This is a genomic window from Algoriphagus locisalis (genome assembly GCF_900116615.1).
Classification (GTDB): domain Bacteria; phylum Bacteroidota; class Bacteroidia; order Cytophagales; family Cyclobacteriaceae; genus Algoriphagus; species Algoriphagus locisalis.
Map to the genome: position 1 here is coordinate 252,801 of NZ_FPBF01000006.1, position 18,709 is coordinate 271,509.

Genomic DNA, 18,709 nt, shown 5'->3' on the forward strand with positions numbered 1-18,709 from the left:
TTTTAGACTAGTGCCCGTCTAAAATTAGATGATATACTGTGTAGGCCGACAGAGTTTGGCGGTAATTTTGACTCCTAGGTTTACCTGACTTAAAACAAACAACCTTATGAAAAAATTATTCGCAATTCTTGCACTGGTATTTTCTGCGCACATGCTAGTTGCAGCGCCAACCAATGATAAGGACTCTAAAAAAGAGAAAACTGAATTAACGGAAGCTCAGAAAGAGCGTCTTGCTGAGATTGAAGCTAGAGTGGATGAAATCAAAGCGATGGATTTTGGCGCTATGAGTAAGGAAGAAAGAAAAGATGTACGCATGGAGCTGAAGGAAATGAAGGAAGAGGCCAAGCGTGCTGGTGGCGGAGTTTATATCTCAGTTGGTGCGATCATTATTATTCTTTTGATTTTGATTTTAGTAACCTAATCACCGGTTTTAAAGAAATTCTAGAGGAAAGCTTACCAAAGCTTTCCTCTTTTTATTTTTCGGTATTCTGGGCTAGGTAATTTTTAACCTGACAGCCTCTTAGAAAAACCAAAATCAGTGGAATTATCCACAGAATCTCATTAAATATCAATTGAAATACTGTTCGCTTGTTCCAGCCAAGTACCGGGATAAAGTCTAATCCAAACCAGATAGCCAAAATAATTTTTCCAGCAATCCCGGCAATAATCAGGTAAACCCAGCTGACCGGGTAAAAGGCACTAAAAAAAATCAGTAGTCCAACCAAAATCCCTAATCCTCCATAATAAGTAACCGGCAAGGAGGCACTGATAGTGGTTCCATCTGCAAGCCATCCTAAAATAGAACCTCCCATCAGCCTGAAAATAGCAGACCAGGCAATGGAATACATACCAGCAAGCAGTAGAATTCCACGAAAATGCATGGGGAATACAGGAAAGGGAGATTTTTGATCCATAGGTTGATTATCTTGGGTAATTGATCATGCACTTAGCATGCTTAGATTACATTATTACAAAACTATTCAATGGAATCAAAAAATACCCTTTCATCAAGAGCTTTTATACTCTTAGGAGCTACTTCTTGCTTGCTTCTAGGCTTTACACTCGGTCGTACTGCTGGAGAAATTACCCCAATTTCCATCGAGGGAGCCTCTGAGATCTTAGGATTGTCTTTTACGCCCGCAGAAAAAGACAGCATGATCGGCTCTTTGACTAGTCAGCGAAGCCGGTATGAGTCGCTGCGGGAAATAAAATTGGATAATTCAGTTTCCCCCTCCTTGGTTTTCAACCCTCTTCCTAAAGGTTTTCAGCCTGATCAGAACCAAAAGCCACTAGAATGGGGCTTGCCTTCAAACGTATCTCTTCCTGAGAAAGAATCTGATATAGCCTATTTACCAGCGAATGAATTGGCGGTTTTGATCAAATCAAAGAAACTTTCAAGCGAGCGGCTGACCAAAATCTATTTGGACAGAATCAAGACTTATTCAGATACGCTCCAATGCCTGATTACTTTACTTGAGGATTCTGCCTTGGAAAAAGCAAGGGCGATGGATGCAGAAATCGCAGCCGGAAAATATAGAGGTCCGTTACATGGAATTCCCTACGGAATCAAGGATCTCTTGGCGGTAAAAGGCACCAAAACCACTTGGGGAGCTATGCCCTTTAAAGACCAAGAAATCGATATGACAGCAACTGTGGTAAACAAATTGAATGATGCAGGAGGAGTTTTGGTGGGCAAATTCACCCTTGGAGCTTTGGCTATGGGAGATGTGTGGTACGGTGGGGTGACTAAGAACCCATGGAATCTGAAACAAGGATCAAGCGGCTCATCGGCTGGTTCGGCATCAGCTGTTAGCGCGGGATTAGTTCCTTTTGCCATTGGTACTGAAACCCTGGGATCGATTGTTTCTCCTTCCACCAGAAATGGCGTTACAGGACTTCGGCCAACTTACGGTCGGGTGAGCAAAAATGGCGCAATGGCTTTGAGCTGGTCTATGGACAAAATTGGGCCGATATCACGATCTGCCTTGGATGATGGGATAGTCTTGTCGATAATAAACGGCGAGGATGCAATGGACGCCAGTACGATCAAAGCTGCATTTAACTACTCTTCCAAAACTGATGTCAAAAAGCTAAAAGTTGGTTATTTCAACGCATTTTTTGAAGGAGATGGCTCAGGGATGCAAAACAACAAGGACGTATTAGACCTTTTGAGAAATCAAGGATTTGAACTTCATCCTGTAGAGTTGAAAACTTCTGTAAATCCTAGAGCAATACAAATTATGCTTTCTGTGGAAGGTGCCGCAGCATTTGACGAACTGACTAGGTTGGGTTGGGATGATCAGCTAGTGGCTCAGCATAAAAATGCCTGGCCAAATACCTTTCGTGCAGCGAGATTTATCCCGGCCGTAGAATATGTGCAGGCAGCCAGGCAACGCACCATCCTTATCGAAGAAATGCATGAACTCATGAAAGACTTTGATGTGATTGTTACGCCGAGCTTTGGTGGTGCCCAACTTCAGATCACCAATCTTACTGGACATCCAGCACTCTGCCTTCCCAATGGTTTTAACGATGAAGGTGGGCCTACTTCCATCACTTTACTAGCCAACCTTTTCGAAGAAGAAAAATTGGTAATGCTGGGTGATTTAATTCAAAAAAATAGCGATTGGCAAGCCAAGCGTCCTCCTATGTTTGACAAGTAATTCATTAAAAAAGGACTGAAGATATTATTCAGTCCTTAAATTTTTCATTCTAAATGCCCGTGCATTTACGGGACTATTTTCCCTTGAATTTTCATGTTATTCTCATCCAAAAACCAAATCTTCTGACTGGTCTGGATGGAGTAATGTTCCATCAATTTTGTAGAACTGTTAATGTGTATTTCTGCCAAAGTCGTAGATGCGTAAAACAAATTATCATCTGCTATCTTGATAGAAACGCTACTTACGGCACCATTTTCATAAGTGACCTTGATGTATTTGACTTTTTCTTTTGACTTAGGCAATGCCTCATGAACCAGAAGATCATCCGATTTCGAGGTTTTATAGGATTGAAGCATAGAAGCCTTATTGATATCAGCATCTTTGAAAATGCTAAGTTCCTCCTCCCAGTCTTTTTTAGAGTAAATCACCTCAACTTCTTTTTCTTCCCCTTGAATCTGAGATGTTTTGGTGACTTCTGCCTTATCAACTTTTTGGATATGCTCTTCAATAAATCCCTTCAGATCAAAATAGGGGTCTGTTTCCATGTTGTTTGAAATCTCATCCACGCAGGAAGAAAACCCGAACAAAACGATAAGGATGATCCCAAAGGAAAAACTTTTGTGATGCTTCATCACTTCAGGAGAACATTTCCAGTCATGTCCGCTGGTTTTTCTATGCCCATAAGTTGAAGGATAGTTGGAGCCAAATCTCCAAGTTTACCATCATTAATGGCAAGCTGGTCATTTTTGTCCACCATGATACATGGTACCAGGTTGGTGGTATGAGCTGTATTTGGCGTGCCATCTTCATTGATCATCATGTCACTATTTCCATGATCGGCAATGACGATTATCGTGTAATCATTTGCCAAAGCCGTAGTAATCACGCTGTCCGCACATGCATCTACTGCTTCACAGGCTTTCACTGCAGCATCGAAGTCTCCTGTGTGACCCACCATGTCTGCATTGGCAAAGTTTAGGCAGATGAAATCAGCACTTTTCTTTTTCAGCTCTCCGTTGATTTTGGATGCGATTTCAAAAGCGCTCATTTCTGGCTTTAGATCATAAGTTGCCACTTTTGGAGATGGGCAAAGTAGCCTGCTTTCGCCGATAAACTCCTGCTCTCTTCCTCCTGAAAAGAAGAAGGTCACGTGAGGATATTTCTCAGTTTCAGCAATTCTTATCTGCTTTTTATTGGCTCTTTCTAGAACTTCGCCAAGCGTATTATTCAGATTGTCTTTTTCGAAAAGAACTTCTACTCCTTTGAAAGTCGCATCATAATTCGTGAACGTGACATAGTCAACATTCAGTTTTTTCATGTTGAAATCATCGTAATCCCGCTGTGTGAGTGCCTGGGAGATTTCTCTACCGCGGTCAGTTCGGAAGTTAAAGCAAATGACCAAATCACCTTCTTCTATGGTTGCAAGCGGCTTGTTATCTGCACCAACATGGATGATTGGGCGTATAAATTCATCAGTTACACTGTTTTCATAGGATTTGCGCATGGCGGCGATGATGTCCTTGGATTTTTCCCCCTCACCTTTGACCATAGCATCGTAAGCAAGCTTCACCCGCTCCCAGCGATTGTCTCTATCCATTGCATAATATCTTCCTACCACGGAAGCTATTTTACCTGAAGAATGAGTCAAATGCTCCTGAAGATCTTCCAGATATCCAATCCCGCCTTTAGGATCTGTATCTCTACCATCTGTAAAGGCATGAATAAACACATCATTCATTCCATTGAATTTTGCCGCATCGCAAAGACCTTTCAAATGTGTGATATGCGCATGCACGCCACCGTCGGAAAGTAATCCCATGAAGTGAGCTTTCTTGTTTGCAGCTTTAGCTTTAGCAAATGCCTCTACCAAAACCGGGTGTGTGTTTAGCTCCTTATTTTCTACGGCAAGGTTGATTTTCACTAAATCCTGATAGACCACCCGGCCGGCACCGATGTTCATATGACCGACTTCAGAATTTCCCATTTGGCCTGCTGGTAAGCCTACTGCAAGACCAGAAGCTTCCAGTTTACCATGTGGATATTTAGTGTAAAGGCCATCTACAAAAGGGGTTTTTGCTTTGTCTATAGCAGAAACAGAAGGATTGGTGGCGATTCCCCAGCCATCCAAAATCATTAAAAGTACTTTCTTATCCATACCGCAAATATATTATAATTAAGAGTAAAGTAGTCCCGAAATTCCGATAACACCAAACTTCCAGAAATTGCCTTTCATAAACTCATAAATGCAGAACATGATTCCTTTTTTGGCTTAGTATTTGCCTAGCAAGGGCAATGACCTCAGTATTAAGTTTAATCGTTTCGATATTCCTGTTTTTCCAATCTCCCGTAAAGGAAATTGAAAACGCGAATTCAATAGAAACGGTTATTTCTGCTATTGAAAGTGGCTCCAGCAGCGATTTGGCAAAATATTTCGATTCCAGCATTTCCTTAAATGTCAACGGCTTGCAGGGAGATTATTCTAAAAATCAGGCAGAAGTTGTATTAAAAGATTTTTTCAAGAAAAACCCATCAATGGGATTTAGCCTTGTTTTTCGAAGTGAAAATAATCCAATTCTGAGCTCTTATATCGGTGATTACCAGACAGGTCAGGGGATGTTTAAGGTTTTTATAAAAGTATCCCAACAGGCTTCAGAGTTTAGGATTTACAGCCTCGAATTTGTTAAAGGATAGATGATTTGTTTTAACTGTTAAGTGTAAATAATTTTTCGATCAGTAAAAGAAATTTGAGCTATTGCGACTTTGCGGGAGCTTCAAATCCCTATTTTTGGGCATGAATCCATCCTATCTTACCGAAGAAGCCATTACGAACTTTATTGCAGCAGCTTTTGCAGAGGATATCGGCCCTGGTGATTACTCTTCACTTTCTTCTATTCCGGAGGGAAAAACTGGCCAAGCAAAACTATTAATCAAAGACGATGGTATCATCGCCGGTGTAGAATTGGCGGAAAAAATTTTTAAGGCTTTTGACTCAAATCTTGAGGTAGAGTTGCTGATTAAAGACGGTGATCAAGTTAAGTATGGTGACATAGGTTTGATCGTAAAAGGCGCTTCCGCTTCCATACTTTCCTCAGAGCGGCTAGTGCTTAATTGCATGCAGCGCATGTCAGGCATCGCAACTTTAACCCACCGATTGACTGAAAAAATCCTCCATACCAAAGCTCGTCTGATGGACACCCGCAAGACCACTCCTAATTTCCGATTGATGGAAAAATGGGCTGTTCACATCGGTGGAGGGGTAAACCATCGATTTGCATTGTATGATATGGTCATGCTGAAGGATAATCATGTGGATTTTGCCGGAGGCATTTCTCAAGCTATTGAAAGTTGCAATGATTACCTGAAAGCGAATAATCTGGATCTTAAAATAGAGATAGAAACGCGTAATCTGGATGAAGTCAAGCAAGTGCTGGAAGTAGGTGGAGTTGATCAGATTATGCTGGATAATATGGATTATGCCACGATGCGTGAAGCAGTAGCTATGATTGGAGACCGCTATAAAACGGAAGCTTCAGGGGGAATAACTGAGGAAACTCTTGTTGATGTTGCGGAATGTGGCGTGGATTATATTTCCATGGGAGCATTGACTCACTCGGTGAAAAGCCTGGATATCAGCTTGAAGGCATTCTAAACGGGAGGTACGGAACAATTTGGCACGATTTAGGTCTTATTAGTAGCAAATCACCCAATTATGAAAAACATATTCCTTGCTTTCACTCTTTTGATTTTAGCCTCCTGTAGCTCCAAATCTTACCCAGATTCTAAATGGGGGAACAAACAATGGACTCTTATTGAAATTATGGGAGTTCCTGTTCAGACTTCAGGATCTGTTCAAGACGCACATTTAGTCTTTGATGCTGACGATCAGCAAATCACAGGATCTGGAAGTTGCAATCGAATTTTTGGGCCTTACGAGATTGGGAAGAAAAACACCTTGAAATTTGGGGAAATAGGGGCAACAAGAATAGCCTGTCAGAATTCTGCTTTTGAGAACACGTTTTTGGAAACACTGAAATCTGTTCGATATTTTCAGCAGACAGGAGGGCAACTTTTACTGAAAAACGGGGAGAAGAAAGTAATACTGAAGCTTCAGTAAAACTGATGATTTCACAAACCGGCGAAACAGGTTTACTTCCATTCGCTCTTGAATGTATATTTCAATAAATATGGATTATTCTCCTCAGAGCCATTTTCAATTTCATCAAAGGCAAATTCACTGTTTGAATTCTTCAATAGTCTATCGATAGTCTGCAACCTCAACCTATTGGTAGGCCCTACAATTCCATCGCTCAAAAGAACTACTGAATATTCTGGCACATAGTCATACAGAATTTTATACTCCTCGGATTCTTTTTGGTAAAGAATAGTACCCAATTTACCTTTCAAAAAATACTGGGCAAAGATAAAGTCTTCGTTTTCATAGAAATTGCGTAATGAGCTAAAACTTTCTATTATTTTCCTTCCTTGCTCCATAATCTTTTCCTGTGGGTCATCTACCTTTATTCCACCATCATCTACGACGTAATCTCCAAAGTCCCATTGGTAATCAAATTCAAGCCCATCTAATCCAATGCGGTACACAGAATTATAAAAGGGAACGCAAAAAAATAAACCTTCAGGAGTATTTATTAGTGGGTTTTCTAGCATTGAAATAGTAACAGAGTTATTACTTTCAAAAACTGATTTTTCCGGTTGTTTCATTTTATTTAGGTGCCTTTTCTCAGATCTAGAATACAGCATGAGATTGTGATCCCGGTCATACCTACTAAAAAGTAAAATCACATCTTCGGAAAAATAATCGAATTGGGTTGCACTCACTATGTCCGGGAAGTCAAATGTCTCTACCCATTGAAAATTTTTATTATAGATAAAAAAGCTTCCATAGCCTGACAGCAGTTCAATATTACCTGTATAAGGATTGATAGAAACATCATAGATCAACTGATACTCACCAGGACCTTCACCTGATTTGTCCAGTTTTGATATGTAATTTCCATCTAAGTCAAATTTGTAAATAACCTGAGCTTTCTTATCAAATACTAAATAAGAGTCATCTTGAATTAGAATCTCATCTACCGCAGTAAGCATAGATTCTTCTGTGAATTCCAAGGGAATAACCTCCACTTCTTGGAATAAGTCCTCCCATCGAAGACTGTCTGTAATTTCCAGATCAATGAGTAATTTGTCAGATGCAACCTCTGTATTACTCTTACTAGAACAAGACCAGAAAGTAATAGCAAGCGGTGCTAATATAAAAAATAGCTTTTTCATAGCTTAATGATAAGCTTTTCAAGAAGTAATAAAGCTTTAGGGAAATATATTTTAACCAATTTTAAACTCCTAAAAGAAAAAGGAATCGACCTCAGGTTGATCTATAACCAGCCTTTCTTTCGAAAGAAAAGCAGCATTCCTATCACGGCAACAGTCATTCCGCCCATGACGATGAAATATCCATACTTGTAATGAAGCTCGGGCATATTGTCAAAGTTCATCCCATAGACGCCCGCCACAAAGCTCAGCGGAATAAAGATCGTGGAGATGATGGTCAGCACCTTCATGATGTTATTCATGCGGTTGGAAAGACTGTTCATATATAGATCCAGCACACCCGATGACATATCACGGAAGACTTCCATAGTTTCAATTACCTGGATAGTATTTTCATACAAATCCCGGATAAATGGTCTGGTTTCCGGGCTGATTTTGTCATCCGCATATTTGTCAAAAGATCCGATTACTTCACGAAGCGGATACACTGTTCTTCTCAAGTCCATCATCTCCCGTCTCTGACTATAAAGTGCATTCAGCGTTTCATTGCCTGGAGCAGTCATAGCTTGTGATTCCAGATTTTCGATCCGCTCCCCGATATTTTCCATCACGATGAAATAGTTGTCGATTACAGCATCAAGAAGTGCATACAACAGATAATCCGCTTTTCGCTGACGAATAGCCCGTTTTGTGTCTGCTAGTCGGTTCCTTACAAATTCAAAAACATCTCCTTTTTTCTCTTGAAAGGTCAGTAAAATTCCATCTTTCAAGAGAAAACTTATCTGCTCGTCATCAATCGGTGATTCTGGGGTTGGGCATTGAATCATCTTCATTGCTGCAAAGAGATAGTCCTCAAAAGCTTCCATTTTGGGGCGCTGATCCGTATTGACAATATCCTCCATGGTGAGTTTATGTATTCCGAAAAGCAACCCGATTTTCTCCAACAATTCTACATCATGCAGACCAATGATATCAATCCAAAGCACTTTCTTTTTCAGCTGTAAATGCGCTTCCAATTGATCTATAGAAATGGACTCCTCATATAAATCAACTTCATCATAGGTTATCAAGTTGATTAGTACTGTATCAAGTTTCTTTTCCCCAGTATATACTAAGGAGCCTGGAGGCAAGCCCAACTTAAAATTCTTCTTTTTCCTTTTCTTGGGCTTGAAAAGCTTCTGTACTGCTTTTAGGTTTGGAGCTTTAGGACTAATAGAACTCATAAAATCTCAGATGTGGTTAATTGGATTTCAGAAAATCGACATTTCTTTTCAGTCCAGCAAGTTTAGTGCGCTTTACTGCCGATTTTTTGAAAACCTTCCGGAAGGTTTCCTCTGTGATCTCCTGCCAATCTCTATTGGAAAATCCTGCTAGTTCAGGATGTGCTTGAAACCTGGGTTCTTGATGAGGTTTTGAAAAGCGATTCCAAGGGCATACATCTTGGCATATATCGCAGCCAAAAGCCCAGTTTTCCATTTGACCTTTGAATTGGTTGGGAATAGAATCTTTCAACTCGATTGTTAGATAAGAAATGCACCGGGATCCGTCAACTACCCCATTTTCCACTATTGCATTTGTGGGGCAGGCATCGACACAGGCGGTGCAGGTTCCACAGTAATCTTTTGCCAAAGGAATGTCCGGTGTCACCTCAAGGTCAATGATCAATTCGGCCAAGAAAAAGAAACTGCCCATTTCCCTATTAAGTAGCAGACTGTTCTTCCCGAGCCAACCAAGCCCTGCTTTTTGTGCCCATTGCCGCTCCATGACCGGAGCAGAATCCACAAAACCACGTCCGTCGATTTCACCGATTTCCTCCCGTAGGATTTCCAGAAACTCATTGAGTTTATCCCGGATTACAAAATGGTAATCCTCTCCGTAGGCGTATTTGGCAAGTTTTATGTCTGAGCTTTCAGAAGACAGCTTTTCCTCAGGATAGTAATTGTAAACGAGTGAAACCACCGTTTTGGCGCCTTCCACGAGTTTGGTAGGATCTAGCCGCTTGTCAAAGTGGTTCGCCAGATAGCCCATTTCGCCATTATAATTCCCATTCAGCCAGTCCTCTAATCTAGGCGCTTCCTCCTCCAAAAATCCTGCTTTAGCTACCCCGCAAAAGTCAAAGCCCAGCCGCTTGGCGGTGGATTTGATAAGGGAAGCGTTTGTTTCGGCGGGAGTCATTGGGTAAAGATACAAGTCTTTATTATTTCGAAGATTGCAATTGGATTTAAGGAAAATTACTCTTCAGAATTTTGATTTATCGGTCGAAATCAATAAACTAAAGAAGTTTTATAGACAGTCAACTAATTAAAATTTTATGAAAAACAATTTACGCCCCCCCTAAATGCAATTGTCTGAATAAGTCACTTGGTCGATTATTTTTGGCATTTCTTTTTACCCAAATAGTTTTTTCCTGTACGCAGGAACAGGATATGGAGATTCCCCAGGATGAGCTTCAGCTGATCCGTACATACATGGAAGGGGAATTGACTGGGAAAACTACCTTTGACAATCAACCTCTGGAGATGGATTGGGATAACGCGGTTTATTCTGAAGGGCATTATGAAATTCCATTGCTTAGTCCATTGAATGGCTTTGTTCCTAAATACCAAGATGTGGAAACGAGACTATTGGTTCCCTGCAGAAAAATGGAGGAATATTCTTTTATGACTTTAGATACTGAGGAGATTATTGATGGATTCCGCTTTAGCGAATTGAGTTCCGATACAGACGAAACGTCTCTGGATACTTACAGGTATATGAATTTTAGTAAAGATCTACAGCCTGGAGACTTTGTATATAAAAGAGCTACAGCTTCCGATCCCAACGCCTATATGCCTGTACAGTGTGAACCTGCAACGATAATTTATTATGAAAAGGACTGTACCTGGATTTCGAATCTATTGCAGAATTGTAGTGGTTGGAGAGAAGTGGGGCGGCAGGAAATTGAAATATGCGGAACGGATGGTATTATTGGGGGGAATTACAATGAATATTATATCGTTAAAAGAGACTCAACTTTTATAGACACAAAAGCCGATTGTATATATGAGAAGTTGAGAAACTCAAGCGAAGGATTTAAGAAAATGATACAGAAATTTGATTATACTTTTTCTGTAAGTGATTTATTATTTACACAAAACAATAACTTGCCTTCTGGAAATTATGGAAGGGTGTTGCCTCCACAAAATGGAAATATAACAGTTGAATTTAGTAATATGAATTTAGGCATGATTTCAGATCTCGGATCGGCAGTTTCATTCGCACATGAAATTATACATGCGGAAATTTATAGAAAAATGCTTTCTGCGGCAAAAACTGGGAGTCTTGATCCAAACAATATGAGCCCACAACAACAGATAGACTATGTAAATAACTTGAGGCAGAATTTTCCAGGATTGTATGATTATTATATTGACAGGTTTAAACCCACTTGGAATCATAATATGATGGCTCAACACTATATTCATAGCATTTCAAATATTATTAAAGAATTTGATAATAATCGACTACCTTCTCAGGTTTATGATGATATTTCCTGGGCTGGTCTTAAAATTTTAGAAGATGAAAGCGAATCAATTGCATGGAGTAATCTTTCAGGAACCGACCAAGATAGAATACTATTAAACTTAAATAATTATTTTCACAATGGGCCATCTACTTGTAATTAAACCATTTATACTATTTCTTATTTCTATGTTTATACCAATTTTGGTATGTTTTAGCCAAGCTAGTGAATATTATTCTTTATATAAAGGTGGAGATTCAATTAAAAAGAGAGAAGTGTGTTTAATACTTGATTTCAGTTCAGTTAATATCACTAATGATGGACAAATATTAATTATAAATTATCATAATAATACATTTCGGCATAATCCCTCAATCCATATATCAAAGGCTATTAAGAACGATTTCCAAGAAGATGGGGAGTGTGTTGGGATCTCGGAGTTATATAAAATTGAAGGAGCTGAATTAAAACGTGAATTGGACAAAGTAGAGATGGAGAAGGGTTTCCGCCCGCCTCCTCCAATCAGGCATGTGGTATTGAATGTTATTATAATATTGAAATTCGAAAATGAAAACCTTCTTTACGAAGTTGAATGGATATAAGATTTTAATTCTCCAAAAATCGCGCTTTTGCTATTCCACAAAAGTCAAACCCCAGCCGCTTAGCGGTGGATTTGATGATTGAGGCATTTTTCTCTGAGGGGGTCATGAGGTAAAGATACAGGTCTTTAGTTTTTTTGAAGACCATGTAAGGAATTAAGGAAAATTACAATTTCAGATTTTGATTTATCCTTGAAAATCAATAAAATAAAGAGTTTTTAAGACAGTCAACTAATTAAAATTTTATGAAAAACAATTTACGCCCTACCAAATTCAATTATCTAAAAAAGTCAGTTTGCCTTTTACTCTTAGTGTTGCCTTCGGGACTAAAGGGAACAAAGTGTAATTGAAACACCTATGAAAAAGATAAAATCATTCTTCCTTATTATTTGCTTGATGTTGTTTTCAGACTTATATGCGCAAGATCAAAACAGTGAAACTGATTTTAGAAGTATTGTTCAGAGACGTGTCAGTTGGTATCCACTATCCATTAATGACTGGGAACAGAATACTAATAAATATTTTGGCTACTATTTAAAATTAACCCTACAAGATAATGAGGTCATTGGAGCTGAATTCTCTAAAGAAACACCTACTAGAGTAATACAAGTAAATAAAGAGCTTTGTCAAAAGTTAAGTAACTACATTTTTGAAGAAAAATTAAGTAATATTCCAGATGGAACGCATGTTTTTCCAGTCATCTGCGAGATGATCACTATACCTAAAAAAGAGCTACAAAGTAATCTGGAAAGTCAATTGGAAAACATGATTCCCGAGCCAGAGATGATTCATAGTAATGAAGTTTTGTTCAATAAACCAATTCTTGTTAAGATTTATCCTCCAACGCGATAGTTAATGGATTGAATATTTGGAGGGTTTTCACTCGCCCATTGGCGCTTAGATTATTTTCTATTTTGAATCCATCGTTTTGGCGCCACCCGTGGCTTTGTTAGACTCCAGCCGCTTAGCAGTGCATTTGATAAAGGAAGCGTTTTCCTCGGCAGGAGTCATGGGGCAAAGATAGGGGAGTTTGGCTTTAAGGAAGAATCTTAAACCATTGTGGAACTTTTTTCCATAAAACACACGTATATTTAATCAAAACACGTGTAATCATGAAAACCAAACTCACGCTCACTGTAGAAAAGGAAATTGTAGAGAAAGCCAAGCTTAAAGCTGCCAGTAGGGGTATATCGCTTTCAAAAATGTTTGAGGAGATTTTTGAAAAGGAAAATCCGGAAGTAGAGAAAACCCCGGAACAGTTTGCTGCTGCACGATTTTTAGAAAGATTAAAAAGAGAGGCTCCAATCAAAGCCCTTGAAAAGTCTGACAAAGAATTAATCCGGGAACACCGAAATAAAAAGTATGTATAGGATATTTTTGGATTCGAATGTTGCACTCGATTTGGTGGCAAATCGGGAGCCATTTGTTGAGGACTCTAAGCCATTTATTTCTTTGGTAGCAGAAGGAGAAGCTCAACTTTTTATTTCTGAAGCTTCATTAGCACTCCTTATTTATATGTCTTTTGACCGCTACAAACTTGATAATGCCAAAGAAAAACTGATTCAATTCACTGAATTTTGTTCAGTGATTTCGGGAGGAAAAGTTGCTTTTTTAAACGCGCTGAATTCAGATTTCAAAGACAAAGAAGATGCCCTTCATTATTTTACTGCTGTCGCAAATAAAATGGATTTTGTGATTACGCGCGACATCAAGGATTTCAAAACAGCAGATCAAATTCCCGTTATGACTCCAAAAGAATTTTTCAAACCCTGAGATTATTTTTCTGCTTTTCAAGCTCGATTTCATCTTTTTTGCCTTTTTCCTCCCTTTATTAAACTACCACACCTGTCTTCTTGTTATGTCCCTGGTTGGAGCGTAAAGGATGACTATAAGTTGAACCAGACCTTTTCCCTATGTACTTTACTTCACCAAGATCGTTGACAAAGTCTTGTGTCTTGAATCTTGATACTAAAATCTCACAATGAAAGGATTTCGATTTACTCAGTTCGTACCCACTCAGGATCCTGAGAAGAATACGTTTGAGAATCTGCTGAATATATTTTTGCAACTCGTCACTATGACTGGCGGTGATGTAGCTGAAGCTTTGAGTTGGCTGACCAACTTGGACAATCGCTATGGAATGACCAATCCCAATTACGGAATTGGAGACTTTATCGAGGATTTAAAATCCAAAGGGTATCTAACCGAGGAAAACCAAAAAGGGGAATTTAAAATCACCGGAAAAGCAGAGCAGACCATTCGAAAGTCAGCTTTGGAGGAAATTTTTGGAAAGCTCAAACGTGGGAAGTCCGGGCAGCACAAAACCACACATTCCGGTCAGGGCGAAGAGCGGGGCACAGATCGTCGAGCCTATGAATTTGGGGATAATCTGGATCAGATCGCTTTGACAGATTCCTTGCGTAATGCACAGGCCAATCATGGTTTTTCTGGAGATTACCTATTGACCGAAGATGATCTTGAAGTGGTAGAAAATGAGTTTCGTTCCCAAACTTCCACTGTGCTGATGATTGATATTTCTCATTCAATGATTTTGTATGGAGAAGATAGAATTACTCCGGCGAAGAAAGTTGCCATGGCTTTGGCAGAACTCATCAAAACCCGCTACCCTAAGGACACGCTCGATATTATAGTATTCGGAAATGATGCCTGGCAGATTGAAATCAAGGATTTGCCTTATCTGCAAGTTGGTCCATATCACACGAATACTGTTGCTGGACTGGAATTAGCAATGGATTTACTTCGAAGAAGGAAGAATCCAAACAAGCAGATTTTCATGATCACCGATGGAAAACCGACTTGCTTGAAAGTGGGAATCAAGTACTACAAAAATGCTTTTGGCATTGACAGTAAGATCCTCAGCGAAACGCTGAAGCTGGCTGCACAATGCCGAAAATTGAAAATACCAGTGACTACCTTTATGATTGCTTCAGATCCGTATTTGAAGGAATTTGTAAAGGAATTTACCAAAGTGAATAATGGGAATGCCTACTACAGCAGTCTGAAAGGGCTCGGCGACCTGATTTTTGAAGATTATAGACGAAACAGAACGAAACGCTTTTAAGCCATATGGACTACCAAAAACTGACACCACAGGAACTCACACAGATAAAAACCCTCGGTCAACTCAAAGCCGCCGGATACCAATCCAAATCCATCAAAGAAGAACTTCGCGACAATTTGATCTTGAAGATCAAGCGGAAAGAGAATGTCTTTGAAGGAATTTGGGGTTATGAGGATACGGTGATTCCTGATATCGAGCGGGCGATTTTGTCCCGACACAACATCAATTTACTCGGTCTGAGAGGACAAGCGAAAACGAGGATTGCCCGAATGATGACCCAATTGCTGGATGAATATGTTCCGGTGGTTTTTGGTTCAGAGCTGAATGATGATCCGTTGGCTCCCTTGAGTACTTATGCAAAAGACAAAATCGAGGAGAAAGGGGATGATACACCAATCATTTGGTGGCATAGAAATGATAGATATACAGAAAAATTGGCTACTCCAGATGTTTCTGTGGCCGATTTGATAGGTGATGTTGATCCTATCAAGGCAGCCACGATGAAATTGAGTTATAATGATGAGCGAGTGATTCATTACGGACTGGTACCCAGATCACATCGTTCTATTTTCGTGATCAATGAATTACCGGATTTACAAGCCAGAATTCAGGTTGCCTTGTTCAATATCCTGCAGGAAGGCGACATTCAAATCCGTGGATTCAAATTGAGATTGCCACTGGATATCCAGTTTGTGTTTACTGCAAATCCGGAAGATTACACCAATCGAGGAAGTATAGTTACGCCGCTGAAGGATAGAATTGAAAGTCAGATCATCACGCATTATCCTAAGTCAATTGAGATCGGTAGAAGAATTACGGCTCAGGAAGCCAATCTGAAAGGCAAGCCTGTGGATAATATCTATGTGCCGGAACTGATGAAGGACTTGATTGAGCAGATTGCTATCGAGGCCAGAGGTTCTGAGTTTGTGGATGAGAAAAGCGGTGTTTCGGCACGATTGACGATCTCGGCTTATGAAAATCTGATTTCAGCCGCAGAGCGTCGAATGTATATGAATGGAGAAAAAAATACTAATGTTCGTATTGCTGATTTGATTGGGGTGATTCCCGCGATTACAGGAAAGGTAGAATTGGTCTATGAAGGCGAACAGGAAGGCGCAGGTTTAGTTGCATACAATTTAATTGGAAAAGCTATACGTTCTCAATTTGTAAACTATTTCCCTTCCCCTGAACAGAAGAAAAAATCGAAAGACGGAAATCCATACGTCATCCCTCTGGCATGGTTTGGAGAAGGAAATGAGCTGGATATTCTAGCCTCTCAAGCTGATAAGGACTATAAAACGGCACTTCATTCAGTACCTGGATTAGAGGAGGTAGTTACGCAGTTGGTGAAAGATTTACCAGAAAAAGAGAAGGAATTCTTTATGGAATTTGCGCTACATGGATTGGCGGAATTCTCTCAACTCAGCAAAAAAGTGCTTGATACTGGGTTGCAATTCAAAGACTTGTTCAGCTCCATGTTTGATATGGGACCTGGAGATGAGGACGATTTTGAGGAGGATGATTTGTAATTGAATTCCCGCAGATCAGCGCAGATAAAAGTCGCAGATAATCGCTGATTTGAAACAGTCAGCAATTATCTGCGAAATGATTAGCGTAAATCTGCGGGAAAAGCATTCCTTATTTTTATATCAAATGAAGTAAAATCAATGCAAGCAAAGCTGGTAATCCCTGTACCCAAAAGATTTTTTTGCTCGCTGTCACTGCTCCAAAGATTCCAGCGACCAATACACAGCTAAGAAAGAAAACTGCTACATAAAAAGACCAATTCGGATCTTCAATCAGCAAAGACCAAACTAATCCGGCCACCAAAAAACCATTGTAAAGCCCCTGGTTGGCAGCTAAACCCTTGGTTTTTGGAAATAATTCAGGAGGTAATGATTTGAAGGTTTTTCGCCCGATTGTCTCCCAGGCGAACATTTCGAAGTAAAGAAAATAGAGGTGCAGAGCGGCAATGGCAGCAATTAGAATATCAGCAAGGAGTTCCATAGTGTGAAATTTTCCAAATAAGATAAGCATTAGTAATCAGTGTACAGTCTCAGTAAGCAGATCCTGAAATAATCAGCCAAATTTACTTCACAATTAATCTGCTTAATTTACTATTACTGGGACTGATCACTGTTAGCTGATCTCTTATCTTTGCCCCATGCCAGAAACCAATCTTCCTAAGGACTTCGAGTCTCAGATGCTCGAATTACTCGGTCAAGCCGAATTTGAGCAATTTAAAGAAGCTATTAACAAGCCATCCCGAACTTCTATAAGATTAAATTCTGCGAAAACTTTTTCCACATCCTGGCCAAAATCTCCAATTCCATGGACTCGGAACGGTTTTTTTCTCGACGAACGACCTTCTTTTACCCTTGATCCTGCCATTCATGCCGGCGCATATTATGTGCAAGAGGCATCATCTATGTTTATTGAGCATATTCTGAATTCTGTGGAAATCCCTAAGGGGATTTATCTTGATTTGGCCGCAGCTCCTGGAGGTAAATCCACCTTGCTTTCTAGCTATTTGGGTGATGAAGGAATGCTGGTTGCCAATGAAGTGATACAGTCTAGAGCCCAGATTTTGAAGGAGAATATCATCAAATGGGGACTTGGGAACAGCATAGTGACAAATAATGATCCAGAGCATTTTGATCCGTTGGAAGGCTTTTTTGATCTGGTTTTAGTTGATGCTCCTTGTTCTGGAGAAGGCATGTTTCGGAAGGATCCTCAGGCTCGGGAAGAATGGTCTATTGACAATGTGCAACTTTGCTCCGCTCGGCAGAAACGTATTATGGACCAAGCTGGAGCTTTGGTGAAAGCTGATGGTTACTTGGTGTACAGCACCTGTACCTTCAATGAGCAGGAAAATGAAGATATGATCCGATTTATGACTGAAGAGTTTTCCTATGAGCCTGTTAGAATTTCGCTGGATGCGGATTGGAATATCAAGGAAACTGAGGTAGAAGCCGAAGGAAAGACTTATTACGGCTATCGATTTTTTCCACACTTGGTGGAGGGCGAAGGCTTTTTTATCACTGTTTTAAAAAGATCTGAAGAAGCTTACATTCAAGAACCAAAGCGTATTAAGGACTTCAAACATCCTTTTCTGAAGGAAGTATTCAATCGGGAATCAAGCGATCTGGATGAAGAATTGGGCTTCGATGGAATTGGGAAATATTACACACTGAATGATTCTTACTTCAGGATATCGAAGGATTGGAATCTGCATTTCCAGAAAATTTCGCACCATTTAAGCTTGAAGTATTTTGGAGTGGAGATTGGTAAAAAACAGAAAAATGACTGGATTCCAAATCATGAATGGGCCCTTTCAATTTTACCTAAAAAAGATTTTCCTTCACACGAGCTTACTGAAGCTGAATCCATCGAATTTTTGCGTAAAAATGACCTAGAACTTCCTGATTTACCCCTAGGCTGGGTGTTGATAACTTACAGAAATCTTCCCCTTGGCTGGATCAAAAATCTCGGAAACCGTGTGAACAACTACTACCCGAAAGAGTGGAGAATTAGAATGTAAAGTCTGAGGTAGGAAGCGTACTACTGTCTTCTGTCT

The 18,709-nt window shown here is 39.8% G+C and carries 20 protein-coding genes; 13 read left to right on the top strand and 7 right to left on the bottom strand.

All coding sequences use genetic code 11. From position 1 onward, the window contains the following. Positions 1 to 106 precede the first annotated feature (106 nt). Entirely contained in the window at positions 107 to 421 is a 315-nt protein-coding gene (locus BM386_RS17135) for a hypothetical protein (RefSeq protein ID WP_091696515.1), read from the top strand. A gap of 52 nt (positions 422 to 473) precedes the next feature. Here the strand turns inward: BM386_RS17135 and BM386_RS17140 are convergent, their stop codons facing one another. Beyond that, entirely contained in the window at positions 474 to 914 is a 441-nt protein-coding gene (locus BM386_RS17140; RefSeq protein ID WP_091696517.1) for a hypothetical protein, read from the bottom strand. A gap of 69 nt (positions 915 to 983) precedes the next feature. Between BM386_RS17140 and BM386_RS17145 the strand changes: the two genes are divergently transcribed. After that, a complete protein-coding gene (locus BM386_RS17145) occupies positions 984 to 2,663 on the top strand; it encodes an amidase (protein ID WP_091696518.1) in 1,680 nt (559 codons plus the stop codon). A gap of 65 nt (positions 2,664 to 2,728) precedes the next feature. Here the strand turns inward: BM386_RS17145 and BM386_RS17150 are convergent, their stop codons facing one another. Together BM386_RS17150 and gpmI are read right to left on the bottom strand one after the other, a co-directional pair. After that, the gene (locus BM386_RS17150) at positions 2,729 to 3,295 is read right to left on the bottom strand and encodes a hypothetical protein (protein ID WP_091696520.1); all 567 of its coding nucleotides are present in this window, start codon (positions 3,293 to 3,295) and stop codon (positions 2,729 to 2,731) included. Continuing rightward, positions 3,295 to 4,818 carry a 2,3-bisphosphoglycerate-independent phosphoglycerate mutase gene (gpmI, locus tag BM386_RS17155; protein ID WP_091696522.1) on the bottom strand — a complete coding sequence of 508 codons (1,524 nt, stop codon included), beginning with the start codon at positions 4,816 to 4,818 and terminating at the stop codon, positions 3,295 to 3,297. The genes BM386_RS17150 and gpmI overlap by 1 nt, the downstream gene beginning before the upstream one ends. 137 nt (positions 4,819 to 4,955) lie before the next feature. On the opposite strand from gpmI, the gene BM386_RS17160 reads away from it, so the two are divergent. The 3 genes from BM386_RS17160 (at position 4,956) to BM386_RS17170 (ending at position 6,777) form a co-directional block, all read left to right on the top strand. Further along, the gene (locus tag BM386_RS17160; protein ID WP_091696524.1) at positions 4,956 to 5,354 is read left to right on the top strand and encodes a DUF4783 domain-containing protein; all 399 of its coding nucleotides are present in this window, start codon (positions 4,956 to 4,958) and stop codon (positions 5,352 to 5,354) included. Between the two features lie 100 nt (positions 5,355 to 5,454). Continuing rightward, on the top strand, positions 5,455 to 6,312 hold the full coding sequence (nadC, locus tag BM386_RS17165; RefSeq protein ID WP_091696526.1) for a carboxylating nicotinate-nucleotide diphosphorylase: 858 nt from the start codon (positions 5,455 to 5,457) through the stop codon (positions 6,310 to 6,312). A 60-nt stretch (positions 6,313 to 6,372) separates the two neighbouring features. Further along, positions 6,373 to 6,777: an META domain-containing protein gene (locus BM386_RS17170; protein ID WP_091696528.1), complete on the top strand. Its 405-nt coding sequence runs from the start codon at positions 6,373 to 6,375 to the stop codon at positions 6,775 to 6,777. A 32-nt stretch (positions 6,778 to 6,809) separates the two neighbouring features. Here BM386_RS17170 and BM386_RS17175 read toward each other — a convergent pair whose 3' ends face one another. From BM386_RS17175 to queG, 3 genes are all read right to left on the bottom strand, one after another. After that, complete coding sequence (locus tag BM386_RS17175; RefSeq protein ID WP_091696529.1) at positions 6,810 to 7,952, bottom strand: 6-bladed beta-propeller; 1,143 nt, start codon at positions 7,950 to 7,952, stop codon at positions 6,810 to 6,812. Positions 7,953 to 8,053: 101 nt separating this feature from the next. Next, on the bottom strand, positions 8,054 to 9,172 hold the full coding sequence (corA, locus tag BM386_RS17180) for a magnesium/cobalt transporter CorA (protein ID WP_244545555.1): 1,119 nt from the start codon (positions 9,170 to 9,172) through the stop codon (positions 8,054 to 8,056). A 16-nt stretch (positions 9,173 to 9,188) separates the two neighbouring features. Further along, complete coding sequence (queG, locus tag BM386_RS17185; protein WP_091696531.1) at positions 9,189 to 10,124, bottom strand: tRNA epoxyqueuosine(34) reductase QueG; 936 nt, start codon at positions 10,122 to 10,124, stop codon at positions 9,189 to 9,191. A gap of 293 nt (positions 10,125 to 10,417) precedes the next feature. Here queG and BM386_RS17190 point away from each other — a divergent pair, with 293 nt between their 5' ends. From BM386_RS17190 to BM386_RS17220, 7 genes are all read left to right on the top strand, one after another. Continuing rightward, positions 10,418 to 11,614 carry a hypothetical protein gene (locus BM386_RS17190; RefSeq protein WP_139235936.1) on the top strand — a complete coding sequence of 399 codons (1,197 nt, stop codon included), beginning with the start codon at positions 10,418 to 10,420 and terminating at the stop codon, positions 11,612 to 11,614. Positions 11,615 to 11,639: 25 nt separating this feature from the next. Further along, the gene (locus BM386_RS17195; RefSeq protein ID WP_139235937.1) at positions 11,640 to 12,053 is read left to right on the top strand and encodes a hypothetical protein; all 414 of its coding nucleotides are present in this window, start codon (positions 11,640 to 11,642) and stop codon (positions 12,051 to 12,053) included. Positions 12,054 to 12,407: 354 nt separating this feature from the next. Next, entirely contained in the window at positions 12,408 to 12,902 is a 495-nt protein-coding gene (locus BM386_RS17200) for a hypothetical protein (protein ID WP_139235938.1), read from the top strand. A 260-nt stretch (positions 12,903 to 13,162) separates the two neighbouring features. Continuing rightward, positions 13,163 to 13,420, top strand: coding sequence for a DUF6364 family protein (locus BM386_RS17205; RefSeq protein ID WP_091696537.1), 258 nt, complete (start codon positions 13,163 to 13,165; stop codon positions 13,418 to 13,420). Continuing rightward, positions 13,413 to 13,823 (top strand): type II toxin-antitoxin system VapC family toxin, encoded by a 411-nt coding sequence (locus BM386_RS17210; RefSeq protein ID WP_091696538.1) that lies wholly within the window; start codon positions 13,413 to 13,415, stop codon positions 13,821 to 13,823. The genes BM386_RS17205 and BM386_RS17210 overlap by 8 nt, the downstream gene beginning before the upstream one ends. Before the next feature lie 208 nt (positions 13,824 to 14,031). Further along, a complete protein-coding gene (locus BM386_RS17215) occupies positions 14,032 to 15,132 on the top strand; it encodes a vWA domain-containing protein (RefSeq protein ID WP_091696540.1) in 1,101 nt (366 codons plus the stop codon). Between the two features lie 5 nt (positions 15,133 to 15,137). Continuing rightward, on the top strand, positions 15,138 to 16,661 hold the full coding sequence (locus tag BM386_RS17220) for a P-loop NTPase family protein (protein ID WP_091696541.1): 1,524 nt from the start codon (positions 15,138 to 15,140) through the stop codon (positions 16,659 to 16,661). Positions 16,662 to 16,776: 115 nt separating this feature from the next. On the opposite strand, the gene BM386_RS17225 is transcribed toward BM386_RS17220, so the two are convergent. Beyond that, positions 16,777 to 17,139 carry a DUF1304 domain-containing protein gene (locus BM386_RS17225; RefSeq protein WP_091696758.1) on the bottom strand — a complete coding sequence of 121 codons (363 nt, stop codon included), beginning with the start codon at positions 17,137 to 17,139 and terminating at the stop codon, positions 16,777 to 16,779. Between the two features lie 157 nt (positions 17,140 to 17,296). On the opposite strand from BM386_RS17225, the gene BM386_RS17230 reads away from it, so the two are divergent. Continuing rightward, positions 17,297 to 18,673: a methyltransferase RsmF C-terminal domain-like protein gene (locus BM386_RS17230; RefSeq protein ID WP_091696543.1), complete on the top strand. Its 1,377-nt coding sequence runs from the start codon at positions 17,297 to 17,299 to the stop codon at positions 18,671 to 18,673. The last annotated feature ends 36 nt before the right edge of the window (positions 18,674 to 18,709 follow it).

Bases quoted from the DNA above. Each gene is read 5' to 3' on its own strand.
- BM386_RS17170 (WP_091696528.1), top strand. From the start codon at position 6,373: ATGAAAAACATATTCCTTGCTTTCACTCTTTTGATTTTAGCCTCCTGT.
- BM386_RS17225 (WP_091696758.1), bottom strand. From the start codon at position 17,139: ATGGAACTCCTTGCTGATATTCTAATTGCTGCCATTGCCGCTCTGCAC.
- queG (WP_091696531.1), bottom strand. From the start codon at position 10,124: ATGACTCCCGCCGAAACAAACGCTTCCCTTATCAAATCCACCGCCAAG.
- BM386_RS17200 (WP_139235938.1), top strand. From the start codon at position 12,408: ATGAAAAAGATAAAATCATTCTTCCTTATTATTTGCTTGATGTTGTTT.
- BM386_RS17140 (WP_091696517.1), bottom strand. From the start codon at position 914: ATGGATCAAAAATCTCCCTTTCCTGTATTCCCCATGCATTTTCGTGGA.
- BM386_RS17210 (WP_091696538.1), top strand. From the start codon at position 13,413: ATGTATAGGATATTTTTGGATTCGAATGTTGCACTCGATTTGGTGGCA.
- nadC (WP_091696526.1), top strand. From the start codon at position 5,455: ATGAATCCATCCTATCTTACCGAAGAAGCCATTACGAACTTTATTGCA.
- BM386_RS17150 (WP_091696520.1), bottom strand. From the start codon at position 3,295: ATGAAGCATCACAAAAGTTTTTCCTTTGGGATCATCCTTATCGTTTTG.
- BM386_RS17220 (WP_091696541.1), top strand. From the start codon at position 15,138: ATGGACTACCAAAAACTGACACCACAGGAACTCACACAGATAAAAACC.
- BM386_RS17195 (WP_139235937.1), top strand. From the start codon at position 11,640: ATGTTTATACCAATTTTGGTATGTTTTAGCCAAGCTAGTGAATATTAT.
- BM386_RS17215 (WP_091696540.1), top strand. From the start codon at position 14,032: ATGAAAGGATTTCGATTTACTCAGTTCGTACCCACTCAGGATCCTGAG.
- BM386_RS17205 (WP_091696537.1), top strand. From the start codon at position 13,163: ATGAAAACCAAACTCACGCTCACTGTAGAAAAGGAAATTGTAGAGAAA.
- BM386_RS17145 (WP_091696518.1), top strand. From the start codon at position 984: ATGGAATCAAAAAATACCCTTTCATCAAGAGCTTTTATACTCTTAGGA.
- BM386_RS17175 (WP_091696529.1), bottom strand. From the start codon at position 7,952: ATGAAAAAGCTATTTTTTATATTAGCACCGCTTGCTATTACTTTCTGG.
- BM386_RS17135 (WP_091696515.1), top strand. From the start codon at position 107: ATGAAAAAATTATTCGCAATTCTTGCACTGGTATTTTCTGCGCACATG.
- gpmI (WP_091696522.1), bottom strand. From the start codon at position 4,818: ATGGATAAGAAAGTACTTTTAATGATTTTGGATGGCTGGGGAATCGCC.
- BM386_RS17160 (WP_091696524.1), top strand. From the start codon at position 4,956: ATGACCTCAGTATTAAGTTTAATCGTTTCGATATTCCTGTTTTTCCAA.
- corA (WP_244545555.1), bottom strand. From the start codon at position 9,172: ATGAGTTCTATTAGTCCTAAAGCTCCAAACCTAAAAGCAGTACAGAAG.
- BM386_RS17230 (WP_091696543.1), top strand. From the start codon at position 17,297: ATGCCAGAAACCAATCTTCCTAAGGACTTCGAGTCTCAGATGCTCGAA.
- BM386_RS17190 (WP_139235936.1), top strand. From the start codon at position 10,418: ATGGAAGGGGAATTGACTGGGAAAACTACCTTTGACAATCAACCTCTG.